This window comes from Sorangium sp. So ce834, from assembly GCF_051521425.1.
GTDB classification, from domain to species: Bacteria; Myxococcota_A; Polyangia; order Polyangiales; family Polyangiaceae; genus Sorangium; species Sorangium cellulosum_D.
On sequence record NZ_CP150351.1, the window covers coordinates 1,600,244 to 1,618,748 of the forward strand.

General features: G+C 77.4%; 9 protein-coding genes. 5 read left to right on the forward strand and 4 right to left on the reverse strand.

The window, feature by feature from the left end:
• Window positions 1-41 precede the first annotated feature (41 nt).
• The 4 genes from WMF20_RS05865 to WMF20_RS05880 form a co-directional block, all read right to left on the reverse strand.
• Complete coding sequence (locus tag WMF20_RS05865; protein ID WP_437611402.1) at window positions 42-662, reverse strand: tetratricopeptide repeat protein; 621 nt, start codon at window positions 660-662, stop codon at window positions 42-44.
• Entirely contained in the window at window positions 662-2,104 is a 1,443-nt protein-coding gene (locus WMF20_RS05870) for a serine/threonine-protein kinase (RefSeq protein ID WP_437611404.1), read from the reverse strand. Before WMF20_RS05870 ends, WMF20_RS05865 begins: the two co-directional genes overlap by 1 nt.
• A gap of 132 nt (window positions 2,105-2,236) precedes the next feature.
• On the reverse strand, window positions 2,237-3,607 hold the full coding sequence (locus WMF20_RS05875; protein WP_437611406.1) for a GDSL-type esterase/lipase family protein: 1,371 nt from the start codon (window positions 3,605-3,607) through the stop codon (window positions 2,237-2,239).
• Window positions 3,604-4,746 (reverse strand): SDR family oxidoreductase, encoded by a 1,143-nt coding sequence (locus tag WMF20_RS05880; protein ID WP_437611408.1) that lies wholly within the window; start codon window positions 4,744-4,746, stop codon window positions 3,604-3,606. Before WMF20_RS05880 ends, WMF20_RS05875 begins: the two co-directional genes overlap by 4 nt.
• A 186-nt stretch (window positions 4,747-4,932) precedes the next feature.
• Between WMF20_RS05880 and WMF20_RS05885 the strand changes: the two genes are divergently transcribed.
• From WMF20_RS05885 to WMF20_RS05905, 5 genes are all read left to right on the forward strand, one after another.
• Window positions 4,933-8,511 (forward strand): protein kinase domain-containing protein, encoded by a 3,579-nt coding sequence (locus WMF20_RS05885; RefSeq protein ID WP_437611410.1) that lies wholly within the window; start codon window positions 4,933-4,935, stop codon window positions 8,509-8,511.
• A gap of 82 nt (window positions 8,512-8,593) precedes the next feature.
• Complete coding sequence (locus WMF20_RS05890; protein ID WP_437611412.1) at window positions 8,594-10,345, forward strand: hypothetical protein; 1,752 nt, start codon at window positions 8,594-8,596, stop codon at window positions 10,343-10,345.
• Window positions 10,342-11,292 (forward strand): 3D domain-containing protein, encoded by a 951-nt coding sequence (locus tag WMF20_RS05895; protein WP_437611414.1) that lies wholly within the window; start codon window positions 10,342-10,344, stop codon window positions 11,290-11,292. The genes WMF20_RS05890 and WMF20_RS05895 overlap by 4 nt, the downstream gene beginning before the upstream one ends.
• 157 nt (window positions 11,293-11,449) lie before the next feature.
• Complete coding sequence (locus WMF20_RS05900; RefSeq protein ID WP_437611417.1) at window positions 11,450-14,275, forward strand: protein kinase domain-containing protein; 2,826 nt, start codon at window positions 11,450-11,452, stop codon at window positions 14,273-14,275.
• A complete protein-coding gene (locus tag WMF20_RS05905) occupies window positions 14,272-18,501 on the forward strand; it encodes a DnaJ domain-containing protein (protein ID WP_437611419.1) in 4,230 nt (1,409 codons plus the stop codon). Before WMF20_RS05900 ends, WMF20_RS05905 begins: the two co-directional genes overlap by 4 nt.
• The last annotated feature ends 4 nt before the right edge of the window (window positions 18,502-18,505 follow it).

Sequence of the window (18,505 nt, forward strand, 5' to 3'; positions counted from 1 at the left end):
CGCGGGCGGGCGGAGCGAGCGAGGCCGGCGGACCGGTCAGCTCAGGGGGGCGGCGCGCCGATCGCGATGGGGTGAACGGTCAGCGTCACGAACCGCGTGCGGCGCTCGTGGCTCGAGAACGCGCTCGCGGCGACGGGGATCCCGTGCCGCAGCGCCACGGCCACGTGCGGGCCCGGATCGACCCGGATCGCGCGCGATGGCTGCGCCTCCTCGCCGTCGAGCAGCAGCGTCACGCCCTCGGTCGCGCCGGCGAGGTTCAGCACGATCCGGGGCATCCGCCCCTCGAGGTCCTGGAGGCGCGCGTCGATCTCGGCGAGCACCGCGGGCGCCGCGGCCCGCGCCGTGGCGCGCGCGTCCTGGTACGTCCGTTCGGCCGTCCGCAGCCGGCCGAGCCGCTCGTGGCAGAGACCGATGTGGAACGCCACGTTCGCCGTGGGCCGGTGGCGGGCGATCGCCTCGAACCGAGCGAGCGCGTCGGCCCAGCGTCCGGCGCCCTCGAGCGTCAGCCCCTGCGCGAACTGGAGCCGCAGCGCGCGCGTCGCGCCGTCGTCCTGCGCGCGGACCCAGGGCGCCGAGAGCAGCGCCCAGCCAGCGAGCCCGAGCGCGACGGCGCGCCGGCGGGAGCGCGCGCGCAGAGCGGGGATCCGTGCGGCGCCGCTCATCAGAACCCGGGGCTCGTGATGCGGGATCTCGAGGCGCCGCGCGGCGCCTGCGAGCGCGGGGGCTTGTCCTCCGCCGCCGCCGTGATCTCGGGGCTGCCCGGGTCCGCCGACGCGAGCTCGGGCGAGCCCATCGCGCCGCCGCGGCCCGCCGCCTTGCCGGACGCCGCGTGCGGCGCGCGCGGCGCGTCGATCCCCGCCGCCCCGGGCGCGCCCGCGCCGCGGCGCCACGCGCCGCTGTCGGCGAAGGCCGCGGCCAGCACGGGGCGGAGGCTCTCGCGCGCCGCGTTCCCGGCCTCCTCGTCCGTCGGGGCCCGCAGCGCGGCCGAGCTGAGCGCCGCCGCGAGCACCGCCGCGCCCGCGACCCGGAGCGCCGTGATCGCCCGCGCGCGCCGCCGCGCGTCCGGCGACGCGGCGCGCGGCGCGCTCCCGAGCGTCGTCGCCTCGCGCCACCGGGGCGCCCGCGCGCTCGAGGTCCAGAGCCGCCCGAGGGCGCGGAGGGCGAGCCGCGGGGGCGCGGCGAGCGCGCCGCGGGGGCGCGTCGTCTCGAGCGACCGCCGACCCACGGACGCCGGCGAGAGGATCACGATCGGCGCGGGCGCGCTCGCGCCGAGATCGTCGAGCGCGCCCGTCAGATCCGCGCGCAGCGAGGCCGCGTCCGGGTAGCGCCGCGCCGGGTCCTTCTCGAGGCAGCGGGCGGCGATCTTCCGGAGGCGCTGCGGGACGGAGGGCGGGAGCGGCGCGGGCTCGGTCTCGAGGATGCGCCGGAGGACCGCGTGGTGGTTGCCCCCCCGGAACGGCTGCGCGCCGCCGAGCGCCTCGTAGAGCATCACGCCGACCGCCCAGATGTCGGCGCGCGCGTCGATGGTGCGCTTGCCCAGGGCCTGCTCCGGGCTCATGTACGAGGGCGTCCCGAGCAGCTGCCCGTCGACGGTGATCGCGTCGCCCGCGTCCGTGAGCTGGCTGATGCCGAAGTCGACGATCTTCGGGACGATCCCCTCGCCGGGGACCATGGCCATCACGATGTTCTCCGGCTTGATGTCGCGGTGCACGACGCCCTCGGCGTGGGCGGCCGAGAGCCCGCAGCAGACCTCGATGAGGACGGGCACGACCTCCTCGGGCGGCAGCGGCCGGCTCGGGACGAGGCGATCCGCGAACGGCGAGCCCCGCAGGAGCTCCAGGGCCAGGAAGAGGTAGCCCTCGTCCGGGAGCTCCCCGGCGTCGACCACGCCGACGATGTTCCGGTGCTGGAACTTGCCGATGATCTTCGCCTCGCGGATGAACCGCGCGACGACCTGGTCGTCCCGGAGCGCCGGGGACAGCTTGAGCGCAACGTCCCGGCCGATGAGCTCGTGGCGCGCCCACCAGACGCTCGCCATCCCGCCCGAGCCGATCGGCCGAATCAGTCGGAAGCGACCTCCTGCGACGTCCCCGGCATGCAGCATGTGCCCCCTTCGCCCATCGCGCGTGAGAAGCCTTCACGCCGATCGGGTACCGAGAGCCGAAAGGCACGAGCAAGGCCACGGGCCCCTCGATCCGCCGTCGCCGTCGAACGGAGCCCCCGCGGGACGCGCGCGTCAGGGGCGGTAGCGCTCGAGGATCTCGTTCGAGAGCTTCACGCCGAGCTCGCGGTAGCCGCGGAAGGTCAGGTGGACGCCGTCGCGCGACGCGCGCGGCGGGCGCTCGCGGTACCAGGTCTCGATCGAGCCCCGCCCGCCCATCGCCTCGTAGGTGTCCCAGAACGCGCAGCCGCCCTCCCGGGCGGCGTCGCGCAGCACGTCCCGGACGACGGGCGTGCGATCGGGCGCGTCTCGCCGGTCCGTGGGCGCGAGGACGAGGCAGTCGGCGTCGGGCTCGACCCTGCGGGTGCGCGCGAGCAGCTCGGCGAGCTGCTTCGCGTAGAGGGACGGATCCGTGGTGACGTCGCCCGCCTCGTTCGTGCCGTACTCCAGCACCACGAGCTCCGGCGAGCGCCGCCCGAGCTCCGCGGCCCAGGCGAGCTCGTTCCACCGCAGCGGCGTCGCCAGGCGAGCGCCGTTGATGCCGAGCGTGTCGAGCACCACCCCGGGCTTCACCTCCGGATCGGCCTCGACGACGAGCCCGCAGAGCTCGGGCGCGCCCGACGGCACGACGCCGAGCTTCGTCGCGCCGACGCTCGCGAGCTTCGCGTGCTGCAGCGCCCCGGCGTCGTCGCCCGCGGCGCCGCGGAGGATCTCGCTCGGGCCGCCCTCGATCGTCACCGCGAGCTCGTCGGTCGGCGCGCTGGACCGGAAGCACACGTCCCAGAGCAGCCGCGCGGACGGCCCGGCCCCGGTCACCGTGATCTCCGCGCGCGCCGGGCCCGGATGCGCGCTGAAGAGGATCCCCCCGAGCCCGAAGGCGCCGTCGTCGACCGGCGTGGAGCCGCCCGGCGCCTTCGGGCGGGTCCGCCACTTGCCATCGGCCGTGAGCCGCGCGCCGTCGTGGCGGTAGGCGGCATAGCCGAGGTGCACGAAGCCGATGCCGCCGTCGCCGAAGCGCCGCTGGAGCGCCGTGCGGACCGCGCCGCTCCAGAAATCCGCCGCGGCGTGCGAGTCGCCGAGCCAGGCGATGCGCACGTGGTCCCTGCGGCGCCCCTGCTCGAGGGCGCGGAGCGCCGCGAAGAAGTGGGCGTAGGGCCCGTCCTCCGGGCGCAAGAGATCCAGCTCCGGCGGGCGCGCCAGCGGGGCGTCGCCGAGGCGCGGCGCGGCCGGCGCGGGGGCGGCGGCCTCCGCCGGGCGCGGCGCGGGCGCCGCGGGCGCGGGCGGCGCGGCCCCCACCTCGGGCGACGGCGGCGCGACGTGCTCGCGCGTCGAGCTGCAGCCGAGCGCCGCGGCCGCGAGCAGCGCCGCGGCGAGGCGGCGCGGCGGCGCGGCGAGGCTGCGCTCCGGGACGTCCGCGCGGGCCGCGGCGCAGGCTGCGCCGCTCACGACAGCGGATCCTCGATGTCGAGCTCGGCGTCCGCGCTGGCCTCGATCTCCTGGCGCTCGCGCCGCTCCCGGACGCGCTCCTGCACGGCGCCGACGAGCACGTCGACGTACGACTCGAAGGGGGGGCAGGCGATCCCGGCGCCGCCGAGCACGAGGTCGGCGTTCCGGGCGTCGTAGCGCACCGGGGTCATCAGCTGCTCGACGAACGCGCGCGGGCTGCGGACGAAGCGCTCGATCCCGGGCGTGCGGAGCAGCGCCTTGGCGAGGTTCGACGGGATGTGGCCGCGCGCGGCGCGGCGGCCGCTCGCCCGGGCGATGAGGTCGAAGACCCGCCGCGCCGACAGCGGGTGCGGGTCGGCGATGTGGAACGTGCGGCGCGGCGCGAGCCGGTGCAGGCCGATCGCGTGCGTCGCGCGGACCACGAAGTCGATGGGGACGATGTTGAGCGGCACGTCCCCGCGGCCGGGCAGCGGGATCGCCATGTCGGCCGGCGCCGCCATGATGAGCAGCACGAGGAGGTACAGCCCGTCGAGCCGGTCGATCTCCCCGGTCGCCGAGTCGCCCACCACCGTGGTCGGCCGGACCACCGCCGCCGGCACGTGGCGCATCGCCCGCCGCACGAGCACCTCCGCGCGCATCCGCGTCTCCTCCACGGGGTTGCGGAACGCCTGACCCGCGTCGAGATCATCCTCGTACACCGTCCCCGTGCGATCTCCGGCCACGAACGCGGTCGACTGGTGCACGAGGCACTGGAGCGAGGTGCAGGCCCGGGCGAGCTCGATCACCTCGGCGGTCCCGACGACGTTCTGGGCGTGGGCGGTGCTCCGGTCGGCGCCGGCGTGGCCCACGTGCGCGAGGTGGTGGATCCGGTCGACCTCGCGCGCGAGCTGCCGGAACTCGGCGCCCGACAGCCCGAGATCCATCGCCGCGACGTCCCCCTCGATCAGCGCGACGCGCTCGCGATCCGCCGGCGCGAGCGCGTCGCGCTCCGCGCTCGCCTGCGCCGACGACTTCGCGAGCACCACGGCATACACGAGCGCGCGCGGCTCGGACGCGAGGATGTGCTGCAGCATCTTCCGCGCGATGAACGAGGGGAAGCCGGTGATGAGCACCACGCTGTCGTAGCCGGGGCGAGGCATCGACCAGAGCTTACCGCAGCGGTGCGCCTGCTCCGCAGCTTTCCGCTGACGCCGCCTCGGACGCGCGCGGAGCGACGGGGGCGTATGCGGCGGCGCGCGCCGCGCGCCGGCCGGGGTCGCGCGCCGCCGCCGCGCCGAGGGCTTCCCCTATCCCCGACCGCGGCCCCACGTATAATCGCCCGGTTGATGCGCCCGGGAGTCACGGTCGCGGACCGTTTCAGGATCGAGGGCCTGGCGGGATCGGGCGGGATGGGCTCGGTGTACCGGGCCACCGACCTGACCGACGACAGCCCGGTCGCGCTGAAGATCCTGCACCGCGGGGACGAGCATCAGGAGCGGCGGATCGAGCGCGAGGCGCAGCTCCTCGCCGGGCTGCGCCATCCGGGGATCGTCCGCTACGTCGCGCACGGGGTCACCGCGGATCAGCAGCGGTACCTCGCGCTCGAGTGGCTCGAGGGCGAGGATCTCGCCGCGCGCGTGGCGCGCGCGCGGCTCAGCGTGGACGGCGCGGTGACGCTGCTGGAGCGCCTCGCGGGCGCGCTCGGCGCGGCGCACGAGCGGGGCGTCGTCCACCGCGACGTCACGCCCGGGAACATCTTCCTGCCGGGCGGCGCGCTGGAGGGCGCCAAGATCGTCGATTTCGGCATCGCCCGCGCCGGCGCGGGCGCGGCGGGCTCCGCGGGGCTGCCCGCGCGCGGGCACGACGGCGGCGTCCTCCGGGACGGCGAGGGCGGGCGCAACGGGGTGACGCTCGGGACGCCGGGGTACATGGCGCCCGAGCAGGCGCGCGGCGACGCGCACGTGGACGCCCGCGCGGACGTGTTCTCGCTCGGGTGCGTGATCTGGAACTGCCTCACCGGCCGGCCGCCCTTTGCTGGGGACCAGGTGATGGCGATCCTGGCGAAGGCGGCCCTCGTGGGCCCGCGCCGGCTCTCGGAGCTGCGACCCGACGTGCCCGCCGCGCTCGACGAGCTGGTCGCGTGGATGCTCGAGAAGGACCCGGACGGCCGCCCGCGGGACGGGAACGAGGTCCTCGCGAGCGCGGCGCAGCTCCGCGCCGCCCGCGAGCAGGCCAGGGATCCCGGCGAGAGCGGCACGCCGAGCACGAGGCCCCGGGCGCTGGCCGAGAGCGCCGCGGGCGAGCCGCGGCTCATCAGCGTGGTGCTCATCCACGGCGCGCTCCCCGGCGACGCCGCGGGCGCCGGGTCCGGCGCGCCGGGCGCCGCTCGGCCGCCGCCGCAGCTCCAGGAGTCCGCGCCGAGGGCCGCGACCGAGGCGGCGGTCCGGGCCGCGGTCGCGCCGTTCGGAGGGCGCGTCGACCGGCTCGCCGCCAGGTGGCTCCTCGTCACGATCGCCGGCGAGGCCGATCCGCTGGCGGAGCCGCCGCGCCCCGCCGGGGCGCAGGCGAGGGCGCCGATGGACCAGGCGGCCCACGCGGCGCGCTGCGCGCTCGCGCTGCGCGCGCTGCTGCCCGCGGACGCCGCCATCGCGCTCGCGACGGGCCAGGACGTCGCCTCCGGCCGCTGGCCGGCGCGGCAGGTGATCGATCGCGCCGCGGCGCTGCTCGGCGCCCGCCCGCGCGCCGGGGGCGAGCGCGCGACGGTCGACGGGAGCGACGGGAGCGACGGCGCCCCGCCGCGCGGCGGCGTGCTGATCGACGACGTGACGGCCGGCCTGCTCGCGCTCGGCCGCGGCGAGATGGAGCGCCTCTTCCCGGAGATCTGCGCCGGCGCGGGCCCCGCCGAGCCTCGGCGCGGCGAGCGCTCCCCCGGCGCCCCGGGGCAGCTCGCCCGCGAGGCGCTCGCGGCGGAGGCGCGCGCCGACGGCCGCGCGCCGGTGCGCGCGTTCTACCTCGAGGAGCTGATCCGGTCGGTCGCCCGCGGCGACGCCGAGGGCTCGCCCGAGACGGTGCTCGCGATGGCGCACGCCCGCCTCGACGATCTGCACCCGGCGGTGCGCCGCATCCTCCGCGCGGCGAGCATCTTCGGCGAGGCGTTCTGGCGCGGCGGCGTGGCCGCCCTGCTCGGCGGGGCGCAGGGCGCGCAGGACCTGGACAGGTGGCTCCTCGAGCTCGCCGCGCGCGCGCTCATCGAGCGGCGGCCCGCGTGCAGGCTCCCGGGCGAGGAGGAGTACGCGTTCCGGCACGCGCGCCTCCGCGAGGCCGCCTACGCGACGCTCACCCGGGGCGACCGGCTCCTCGGCCACCGGCTCGCGGGCGCGTGGCTCGAGGAGGCCGGGGAGCGCGACGCGATCGCGCTCGCGGAGCACTTCGACCACGGCGGCGAGCACGGCCGGGCGATGCAGTGGTTCCTGCGCGGCGCCGAGCAGGCGCTCGAGCGCGGCGATCTCGCCGCGGCGATCGCGCTCGCGGAGCGGGGCGCGCGGCACGGCGACCTCTGCGATCGGCTCGCGGGCGAGGAGCCCGCCGGAGAGCACGGCGCCCCGGCCGGCCCGAGCGGCGCGCGCGAAGGCGACACGCTGAGCGCGCTGCGCCTGGTGCAGGCGGAGGCGCACCGCTGGCGCGGCGAGTTCGAGCAGGCCCAGCGCTGCGCGGCCCAGGCGGCGCGGCGCCTGCCCCGCGGCGCGCCGCTCTGGTTCCGCGCCGCCGACGAGCTGATGAGCGCGAGCGGCCGGAGGGGCGATACCATGCTCACGACCGCGTGGGCGAAGGAGGTCGCCGCGTGCGGCGACGCCGCGGCCGCGGAGGGCGCCCCCGGCGACGCGGGCGCGCCCGGGAGCGCGCCGGCCGGGAGCGCGCCGGCCGGCGCGCGGGTCGCCGCGGACATCCGCTCGGCGCGCGTCATCGCCCTGTGCTCGGCGGCGCGCCAGCTCTTCCCCGCGGGGCGCTACGCCGAGGCCGACGCGCTGATCGCGCGGGTCCGCGCCCTCGCGGGGGATCTCGACTCCCTCTCGCCGCGCGCCGCCGCCGAGGTGCACCGGCTGCGCGGCGCGCGGGCGCGGCACCTCGGCGATCCCGCGGGCGACGTGGCGGGCTACGCGGCCGCGGTCGCCGCGTTCGAGCGGGCCGGCGGCGTCCGCGACGCGTGCAACGCGCGCGTCAGCCTCGGCTTCGCGCTCCTCGCGCTCGGCGACTTCGAGCGGGCCGGCGAGGAGCTCACCGCCGCGCTCGCGGCGGCCGAGCGCATGGGGCTGCGCACCGTCGCCACGCGCGCCCGGCAGAACCTCGGCCGCGTGCTCGCGGCCAGCGGCCGGCTCGACGACGCGCTCGCGCTCTCGCGGCAGGCCATCCTGGAGGCCCGCGCGCAGGGCAACCTGCGCTTCGAGGGCGGCACCCGCATCTACGCCGCCCTCATCGCCCACGCGGCCGGGGACTTCGCCGCGGCCGAGTCCGACGCCCGCGACGCCGCGGAGCTGCTCCAGGTCGTGCCCCCCGCCCGCGCCGGCGCGCTCGCCGCGCTCGCGCGCGCCCTCGCCGCCCAGGGGCGCGCCGACGCCGCGCTCTCGGCGGCGCGCGAGGCCGAGGGCATCCTCGCGCGCTACGGCGGCATCGAGGATTTCGAGTCGCTCGTCCTCGTGGCCGTCGTCGAGGCGGCGCGCGCCGCGGGCGACGTCGAGGGCGCCCGCGCCGCCGCGGCCCGGGGCCGCGACCGGCTCCTCGCCCGGGCCGCGGAGATCCCGGAGCCCGCCCAGCGCGAGAGCTTCCTGCACCGCGTCCGCGAGAACGCGATGCTGCTCTCGCTCGCGCGCATCTGCCTCGGGGAGTCCGCCGGGGTCGCCGTGGCCCGCCGCCCCACGAGGCCCTGACGCGCCGCCGCGCCGCGCCGCTGCGCGCGGCGGTTTTGCAGGTTCGTGGTCGACCGCGGCGGGAAGGCGCTACGGTTCGGTCGTGAGCGTACGATCGACCTCCGCCACGTCCCGGCGCGCCGCCGCGCTCCTGGCCCTCGTCCTCGGCCTGAGCGCGGGCGCCCTCGGCTGCAAATCGCCGGGCGCGCCGGCCGACGCCGGCGTCCAGGGCCTGAGCCCCGTGCCCGCGCCGGCCGGGCTCATCGCCGAGGCGTTCCTGCCGACACCCGACGCCACCTGGGCCAAGGTGCGCGCCCTCGTCGGCGGCCCGGCGGCGCTCCTCCCGGGCAGCGCCGGCGCCCTCGCCGCGTCGCTGCTCGGCCTGCCCATCGCCGTCGCGTCCGAGATCGACGGCAACGTCCCGGCGCTCGGCGTGGCCGTGGAGACGCCGGACCGGCCGCACCCCCGGGCCGCGCTCGGCGTCCACGTGAAGGACGGCGCGCGCCTGATCGATCAGCTCACGCGGGGCGAGGGGGCGCGCTTCCGCGCGACGCCCGACGCGGCGACCTCGATCGCGCTGCTCGAGCCGCTGCAGGGGACGAGCCCGGCGGCCCTCGGCGTCCTCGGCAACTACCTGCTCGTCGCGGAGACCCCGGGCGACCTGACCGCCCTGGGCCCCTACGTCGCGCGGACGATGCCGCAGGCGCAGGTGCCGAAGGAGGATCTCGCGATCGAGCTCCCGGGCCACGCGCTCGAGGGCCCGGTGCTCAGGGCGGCGCGGAGCGCCTGGGACAGGGCGCGCGGGCCGGACGGCGCGCCGGCCGCCACCGCGGTCCCGCTCGCCCCGATGATCGAGGGCGCGCTCGCGGTGCTCGGCGATCTCGAGCGCGCGCGCCTCACGCTCACGCTGGACGAGAGCGCGCACCTGCGCGCCTCCGGGACGCCGAAGCCCGGGGGCGGCCCGGCGTCCAAGGCGTCGGCCGATCTCGCGGTCGGCGACGTGAAGCCGCTGCTCGATCTGCCCGCCGACGCGCTCGTCGGGGTCCTGGTCCGCGACCGGGCCGCGTCGCGCGCCGAGAACGTGCCGAAGCTCGTCGACGCCGTCGCGGGGCTCGTCGAGGGCGGCCTCCCGCCCGCCGAGCGGGAGCGGCTCGGCGCCGCGATCCGCGCGGCGTCGGACGCGCGCGGCGACTGGTTCGCCGGCGGGGTCCGCTTCGACGGCGCGGGCCCCACGGCGTTCGTGCGCGCCGCCGTGAGCGACCGGGCCAAGCTCGAGGCCGCGATCCAGGACCTCGTCGGGACCGCCGAGCTCCCGCCGATCCAGGCGGCGCTCAAGCGGGAGGGGTTCCGGGTCTCCGCGGGCAAGGCCGAGCTCGCGCAGCAGGGCGGCGAGGTGCGGCGCGTGCGCATCGAGCAGACCGCCGCGGCGGGCCAGCCCGGCGGCGCGGGCGCGCCGCCGGCCCGCAAAGGGGCGCCGGGCGCGGGGCCGCCGCCCGCGATCGAGCTACACTACCTGATCCGCGACGACGGCCTCTTCGCGTCGGTCGGAAACGATCCGAGCGCGGGGCTCCGCAGCGCCGTCGCCGCGATCCAGGGCGAGAGCCTCGGCGACGCCCCGGCCATGAAGGCCGCGCTGGCCCCGCTCGGCGCGGACATCGCGTTCGCGCTGGTGCTCGAGCCGCTGCGGCTCGTCGCGAGCCGCCTCGGCCAGCCGGGCGCGGGCGATCCGGCGCCCGTGGTGATCGCCGCCGGCGCCGCGCCGGCCGGCGCCGGCGCCCCCGCCGCCCTCTGGGCGCGCGCCGACGTCGCCGCCGCGGCGATCCGGGAGCTCTCGCGCCTCGGAGGCGCCTTTTGACGAGCGCGGCGCCCGCCGTGCGCGGGCTCGGCGCGCTGCTCATCGCGCTCGCCGCGGGGTGCGCGGCGAAGGGCGGCGCGGACTGGGCCCAGGATGGCTCGAGCGAGCCGCGGATCGCGCGCGGAGGCGGCGGCTGGCTCCACGCGCCGCCGCCGGGCGAAGGCGATCGCGACCCGGGCGCCGGCGCCGCGGGCCGCGACGCCGCCGCGCCGGGCGAGGCGGTCGACGCGACGCGCGCCGACCGGCGCGGCGCCGCGGGCGCGGCCTCCGCGGAGGACGAGCTCGCGATCCTCGTCCGCGAGCACGGCCGGCCCGCGCGCGCGGACGGCGCGGCGCGCGCGGCCGCGGCCGCGGCGCCGGGGCTCGCGCCGGGGCTGTTCCGGAACACCTACTACGACTTCCCGACCGAGGGCGGCGGGCCGAAGGACGCGGTGCTCTACGACGCCGCGTGCGCGCCGCTCGCGAGCGTCCCGCGCGCGTTCCACGACCAAGTCTGCGTCCAGGGGAGCGGCCGGCTCGCGTCGGGCGACACGGTGAGCTTCGCGCGGCGCGGGTGCGCGTGCGCGGACGTCTGCCCGCGCACCGGCCAGAAGGTCTGCTTCGAGCGGCTCGACCCGCGGCGCTTCCCGTACGGCCGCGGCGCGACCGGGCGCCCCATCACGCCGCTGCGCACGGTCGCGGTCGACTCGAGCGTCATTCCGCTCGGCACGGCCCTCTACGTGCCCGAGCTCGCCGGCCTGCCGCTCCCGGGCGGGGGCCGCCACGACGGCTGCTTCGTCGCCGAGGATCGCGGCATCAAGGTCGTCGGGCGGCAGATCGACGTCTTCACCGGCGATCCGGCGGTCACCGCCCGGCTCAACGCGCTCTTCCCGTCGAACCGCGGCGTGAGCCTCGTGCTCGATGACGCGCGATGTCGCGCGGTCGTCGCCGCGCCCGGGCCGTCCTGACCGGCGGTCCACCCCACGGAAACGCCGGGAGCCGAGGGAGTCGAGGGCCGTCGAGGGAGGACGCGCGACGGCCGTGAGGCGGGCCGCGCTCCCGGGTGAAATCCGGAACCTGGTGAGGGCGCGGAGGTGATACGATTTCCCGCCTTCCGGTGGCCGAATGACCTCACGTGGCGTCATCCCCGAGTCCGTCATCCCTCCTCCCTCGGAGGTCTCGGACGCCCCGGACGAGAAGCAGCGGGCGCGCGCCCGCGTCGGGACGACCCTCAAGAACAAGTGGCGGATCGACGCCCTCCTCGGCGTGGGCGGCATGGCGTCGGTGTACGCCGCCACCCACCGGAACGGCTCGCGCGCCGCGCTGAAGATCCTGCACGCCGAGTTCGCGCGGGACGTCGGCATCCGCGACCGGTTTCTGCGCGAGGGGTACGTCGCCAACAAGATCGATCACCCCGGCCGGGTCGCGATCCTCGACGACGACATCACCGAGCAGGACGAGCCGTTCCTCGTGATGGAGCTGCTCGACGGCGAGACCGTGCAGCAGCTCTGGAAGCGCAAGAGCCGGAAGCTCCCCGTCGCCGAGGCGCTCTGGATCGCCGGGGAGGTGCTCCAGACGCTGGAGAGCTTCCACGGCGAGGGCATCGTCCACCGCGACCTGAAGCCCGCGAACATCTTCGTCACGAAGGACAACGTGGTGAAGCTGCTCGACTTCGGCGTGGCGAGGCTGCGCGGCGCGCCCGGCGACAAGACCAAGGCGGGCACGGCGCTCGGGACCCCGTCGTTCATGGCGCCGGAGCAGGCGATGGGGCTGACCGAGGGGGTCGACGGGCGGGCGGACCTCTTCTCGATCGGCGCGACCCTGTACGCCGTGCTCAGCGGGCAGCGCCTGCACCAGGGCCGCTCGGACAACGAGGCGTTCATCCTCGCCGCGACGACGCCGGCCCCATCGCTCGCGCGGATCGCGCCCGAGCTGCCCGCCTCGGTCATCGGCCTCGTCGACAAGGCGCTCGCCTGGGATCGGCGCAACCGCTTCGACTCGGCCGCGCAGATGCGGCAGGAGGTGCTGCGCCTCCTCGAGGAGCTCGGCGCGTCCGTCCCGCGCCGCCCCGCGCCGCCGAGCACGGGGCGCCCCCCGCCGGACGAGTCCCCCACGGCCGTCGGGATGCGGCCGCCGGAGCAGCCCGCGCCCCAGGAAGAGCCGGCGGAAGCGGAGCCGGACGACCCCGCGGTCGCGCGGCTCACCGAGGTGTTCCGCCGCCTGGAGCGGCTGCTCCCGGCGGTGCGCCACTACGGCTTTCGCCACCCGGACGCCGACAACAAGCTCCGCGCGACCTTCCAGGCGATCGTGGAGGCGCTGCGCGCGGACGGGGGCCTCGTCCACTGGGCGCTGACGCCGTACGCCTTCGAGCACCGCCGGCGGACGGTGTGGGAGCCGCAGCACCCGCTCGATCTCGTCCCGTACAACCTCTTCGCGGCCGGCGTGCGGCGCGTGCAGCTGCTCCCGGGCATCACCGAGGAAGAGCTGCGCGCCTTCTGCGAGGTGCTGCTGCTCGATCCGCTGCGCGACCTCGCCCCCGAGGACGACGTCGCGGCGGCCCTGTGGGAGCGCCGCCTCGAGCACGTGCGCTACGACGTCGTGAGCGTCTTCGCCGAGGGGGACGCGGCCGATCGCGAGCAGTTCTGGCACGAGGCCGACGACGTCGAGAGCATGGCCCGGCGCGCCGCCGAGGAGCGGGCGAACCGCGCCGAGGCGGCCGCGATGGTGATCGACACCGACGCGGCCGCGCTGCGGGCGGCGCGCCGCGCCGCGGGCGCGCTCGCGCTCGACCCGGTCGCGCAGCGCGCGCTCGGCACGCAGCTCGTGCTCAGCCCGGATCGCTGGAGCGAGCGCTTCGTCGAGATCGTGGCGGACGCCTTCCTGAACGCGAAGCGCTACCAGGACGTCGAGCTCGTCGCCGAGCCGCTGGCCGCCTCGGCGCGCGATCTCATCCTCGCGCGCCGCTTCGACGTGCTCTTCGGCATGCACGACGCGCTGGAGAAGGCGCTCGACGCGCTCGCGCCCAGGCAGCAGGGCGGCGCCCTCGCGACGGAGCTCGCCCGGGGCATGTTCCCGCCCGACACGATGCGGCTGCTCCTCCGCGAGGCGACGCGCGTCGTCGCGCCGGGCACCCCCGGCGGCGCGGCGCAGCCCGCGCCCGTGGACCTCGATCTCGTCGCGCAGCGCCTCGCGCCCATCCTGCACAAGCTCGGCAGCGAAACCCTGCCGGTCGCCATGGAGGTCGTCGGGCACGTCGGCCACGAGCCCCTGCGCCGCGCGCTCCTCGGTCACCTCGAGCGCACGCTGCCCGGGCACGAGGAGGGGGTCGTCGACGCGCTCATGACCCTGGATCTCGACGTCGCCCGCCCGATCCTCAAGATGTTCGCCGCGTCGCGGACGCAGGGCGCCCTCGGCGCGCTGAGGCGCCTCTCCGGGTGCGCGAACGCGGCGCTCCGCTGCGAGGCGATCGCCCACCTCGCCACGAGCCCCGAGCAGATCCGGGACGAGCTGCTCTCGCTCGCCGAGTCGGCGCCCCCGGAGGTGCGCGTCGCGGCGCTCCGCACGCTCGCGCACCACCAGGTCCGCGCCGCCGGCCCGCTGCTCGTCCGCCGCGTGCAGGACAGCTCGTTCCACCAGCTCACGCTCGACGAGCGGCGCGAGTTCCTCGGCGCGCTCTACACGCTGAACCCGGCGCGCGGCGAGTCGGTCGCCGTCGAGCTGCTCCAGCGGCACGGCCTGCTCGCGGACGACGCCGCGGAGCAGACCCGCTGCCTCGCGGCCGAGCTGCTCGGCCGCGAGGCGCGCTCCCAGGAGGCGCTCGACGCCGCGCTCGCGGCCTCGAAGCGGCGGCCCTGGAACAGCCAGGCGCTGCGCGACGCCGCGAGCGCCGCCGCCGAGGCGATCGCCGGCCGCCTCGGCAAGCGGATCTCGACGGTCGGAGATCTCCCGTGACGGCTCCCCAGGTCGACGTCATCAGCCAGAACGTGTCCGAGAACATCCGGCGCGAGCAGGCGCGCGATCTCGCCGCCAGCGTCGTGCAGGCGCTCTTCCGGCTGGTGAAGCTCTCGACGCTGCACGCCATCGACAACCAGGCCATGGTGCGGCAGGTCGAGGAGACGGTCTCGCTGGTCCAGGACTTCGGCCAGCGCTCCGGCCACAACGTCTCCATCCTGTTCACCCGCGGCTCGGTCTTCGTCTCCGGGCAGCTCCTCAAGGCGAACCGCGCCGTCTACGAGGGCGCGCTCGAGCTCGGCGACATTCTGGGCCGCTGCGGCTACTCCGAGATCGGGATCGCGAAGGACGTCCGCGCGAGCGACCTCTACGCGCTCGCCTCCGCGCTCGCCGAGGCCCTCCGGAGCGCCAAGCCGGCGCTCGCGGATCGCCCGGCGCCGCGCGTCCGCCTGCGCGCCGTGGACGAGGAGGTGCTCCGCCGCGAGGTGGCGGTCGATCGCGAGGGCGACGAGACGTCGGCGATCGTGCGGACCTACGCGACGGCGATCGTCATCCTCCGCCGGTTCTACGACGACCTGCGGCAGGGCCGCTACGTCTTGCGGCAGGGCGTCAAGCGCATCACGCAGCGCCTCGTCGATCTCTCCGCGAACGAGACGCCGGCGTTCCTCGGCGTCACCGCGCTCCGCAACCAGAACCACGACGACGCCGGGCGCGCGGTGAACACCGCGATCCTGAGCCTCGCCATGGCCCGGCAGATCACGGGCGACGTCGTGCTCCTGCAGCGGCTCTCGATGGCGGCGCTGCTCTTCGACATCGCGCGGCCGCGGCTCACCGGCGTCGCGCGGAGCGGCGGCGGCGGGCTCGTCCCGCAGCTGAGCGAGCAGCAGGACGCGGACGTCCCGGCCGGCACGGCGGTCGTGCTGACCGCGCTCGGCCTCGTCAACGAGCCCAGCGTCATGCGCACCGTGGTGGCCTACGAGGCGCACTGGGTGCGCCGTCAGGCCGCGCTCGGCCCGGTCTACCGCGGCCTCCGCCAGCCGACGCTGCAGGCGCGCATCCTCGCGACCGCCCGCGCCTTCAACGACCTCCTGACGCCCGCGCCGGGCGAGGCGCCGCTCTCCGCCGACGAGGCGATCGCCAAGCTCGAGCAGGAGGCGACCGATCCGGCGGACCGCGCGGTGCTGCGGCTGCTCGTCGGCGCGCTCGGGATCTTCCCGACCGGCACGCTCGTGGAGCTCTCGACCGGCGAGGTCGCGCTGGTCGTGCAGACGCCGGCGCACCCGGCCCGCTACTCGCAGCCGCGCGTCCGGCTGGTCCTCGACGCCTCCGGCGGGCCGATCGGGCGCGCGCTCGAGGTCGATCTCGCCGAGCGGCCTCGCCACGGCGAGCCGACGCGGCACATCCGCCGGATCGTCGCGACCAGCGACGACCCCGCCGCCGCGTCGATGCGCGCCCACGCGGCCGTCCAGGAGGCGCCGCAGGTGTCGCTGAGGACGCCGACGATCCCTGCAGAGCCGCCCGGCCGCTCGGCGCAGGCGCCGGCGTCGCCGCTCGCCAACCTGCGCATGCCGCCGCCGCAGCCGATCACGCGGCCCTCGTCGCCGACGCTGCCGATGACCAGCTCGCCGGCGAGCCGGAGGACGCAGCCGCGGCCCGGCGACGCCGGCCGCGGGCCCGCCTCGCCGCCCGAGGCCGCGCCGCCGGCGCCGGCGCCGGTCGACGACGGCGGCGCGGAGGCCAGGATGCTCGCGGATCTGCCGCCGGCGCCGTCCGGCAGGCTCTCGCCCACCTTGCGGCCCGGGCGCACCACCGCGCGCTGGCCGGATCCACCGCAGGAGCCCGCCGCGGCGGCGGACCCGTACTCGCCCCCGCAGGGCGCTCACGGAGAGGAGTCGTGGTCGGTGCAGACAGACAGCGATCCGGACGAGGTCCCTGAGGAGAGCGCGCGGCCGGCCGCGCTGCGCGCCCGCGGCTGGGGAGAGCAGCCATCGCGGCGCGAGCGCGATCCGGTGTCGGATCTGCCGCCCTCGGCGATGGCCGGCCCCATCGCCGTGCTGTCGCTGCCGGGCGAGCCGCCGACCGCGGAGGGCGCGCTCGCGCGCACGCCGCTCGTCCACCTGCTCGTGTACATGCTCGACCGGCGCCTCACCGGCACCGCGTGCTTCATCGACCCCCAGGGCGTCCGCCACGGCATCTTCTTCAGCGACGGCGTGCCGGCGAAGATCTGGACCGGGACGATCATCGCCCCGCTCGACCGGGTGATCCTCGAGCTCGGCCTCCTCGACGAGGCGACGCTCCGGGAGACGCTCCGGGACATCACGAAGCGGCGGGTGCTGCACGGCCGGCTGCTCGTCTCCCGGGGCCTGCTCGATCGGGAGACGGTCTTCGCCGTGCTGCGCGAGCAGCTCGTGCGCAAGCTGGTCGCGCTCTACGATCTCCCGCCCGACACGCGCTACGCCTACTACGACGGCCAGAACCTGCTGTCGTCCTACGGCGGCCCGGAGCTCATCGGGTGCGAGCCGCTCGCGGTGATCATGGCGGGCGTCCGGCTCCACGCCGACGATCCGCTGATCGACGCGACCCTCGACCGGATCCAGAGCCGGCATCTCGGCCTCCACGTCGAGGCCGAGATGAAGCGGTTCCAGCTCCACCGCGACGAGGCGGCCGTCGTCGACCTCCTGCGCACGCGGCGCATGACGCTCGCCGATCTCGTCGGGGCCGGCGTCGCGCAGGAGCGCGTCGTGCGGCTGACGATCTACGCGCTCGCGATCACGCGGCACCTCGATCTCGGCGCGCCGGGCCGGCGCCCCGTCGGCCTCGGCGCGCCCGCCGGCTCCGGCCGGGAGCGGTCCGCCAGCGCCGCCCCGGCCGACGCGGGCCAGGCGCAGCGCGACCCGGCCGCCGCGGCGGCGCGGTCGCCGCGCCCTACCTCGGGCTCGACGGCGCCCTCGCCGCGCGCGGCGCGCGGCGAGGCGGACGGCCGCGCGTCGCCGCGGCCGTCCGACGCGCCGGCGCCGTCCAGCAGGCGGTCGGGGTCGCCGTTCGCCGAGCCGATCGCCCCGCGCCGGTCGACCATGCCGCCCCCGTCCGGGGCGCCGGACGGCCGCGGCGTCGCGCTCCCGGGCCCGGCGGCGCCCTTCGATCCGCGCGCGGCCGGCGGCGATCCGGGCGGCGCGCCCCGCGGCGCGGAGCCGAAGGTCCCGAAGCAGCCCCTCGCGCCGGCGTTCGCCGGGCCCCGCGCGCAGCCGCCGATGCAGCAGGCGCCCACCGTCAAGATGGCGGCCGTCGGCGCGGAGGGCAGGGCTGCGCGGGCGGGGCGGACCGAGGCGGCGTCGCCGCTTCCGCCCCCGCGCGGGCCGGAGCCCGCGAGGCCGCAGGCGGGCGCGTCGCCAGCGCAGGCGGGCGCCGCGCCTGCCTCCGAGCTCCCGCCGCCGCCGCGCGCCGCGCTGAGCCCCGAGCTCGCCGCGCGCCGCGCCGAGATCGAGGCGCGCGCCGCCGCGATCGACGGCGAGAGCTTCTTCGAGATGCTGGGCGTCGCGGACGACGTCCCCCCGGAGCGCGTGCAGAGCGCCTATTTCGCGCTCGCCAAGCAGTGGCACCCCGACCGGACGCCGGCGGAGCTCCAGGACGTCAAGCCGCTCGTCGCGCGCGTGTTCGCCCGCATCAGCGAGGCCTACCAGACGCTGAGCGATCCAAAGCGGCGCGCCGAGTACCTGCAGGGGCCGAAGGAGGCCGCGCCCCCCGCGGAGGACGAGGAGAAGATCGCCCGCGTCGTCGACGCCGCGCTCGAGTTCCAGAAGGCCGAGATCCTGCTCAAGAAGAACGACCTCGCCGGCGCCGAGATCCGCGCGCGGCGCGCGCTGAACGCCGACCCGGAGCAGCCGGAGTACATGACGCTGCTCGTCTGGATCCAGGCGCAGCGGCGCGGCGAGCCGCCCGCGCTCGCGGAGGGGGCCACGAGCGCGCACTACGACGACCTGATCCAGACGCTGGACGTCGTCCTGCGGAAGGAGCCCCGCTACGAGCGGGCGCTCTTCTACCGCGGCATGCTCCTCAAGCGGTCGGGGCGGATCGATCGCGCGATCCGCGATTTCCGCCTCGCGGCCGAGATCAACCCGAAGAACCTCGACGCGATCCGCGAGGTGCGCGTGCAGGAGATGCGCAGCCGCACGACCAGCGACCCGACGCCCACCGGCGGCCTCCTCGGCAAGTTCTGGAAGCGCTGACGCG

What these genes read in the sequence shown, in the direction of transcription:
- WMF20_RS05865 (WP_437611402.1), bottom strand. Translation starts at nt 662, where the DNA reads ATGAGCGGCGCCGCACGGATCCCCGCTCTGCGCGCGCGCTCCCGCCGG.
- WMF20_RS05870 (WP_437611404.1), bottom strand. Translation starts at nt 2,104, where the DNA reads ATGCTGCATGCCGGGGACGTCGCAGGAGGTCGCTTCCGACTGATTCGG.
- WMF20_RS05880 (WP_437611408.1), bottom strand. Translation starts at nt 4,746, where the DNA reads ATGCCTCGCCCCGGCTACGACAGCGTGGTGCTCATCACCGGCTTCCCC.
- WMF20_RS05885 (WP_437611410.1), top strand. Translation starts at nt 4,933, where the DNA reads ATGCGCCCGGGAGTCACGGTCGCGGACCGTTTCAGGATCGAGGGCCTG.
- WMF20_RS05900 (WP_437611417.1), top strand. Translation starts at nt 11,450, where the DNA reads ATGACCTCACGTGGCGTCATCCCCGAGTCCGTCATCCCTCCTCCCTCG.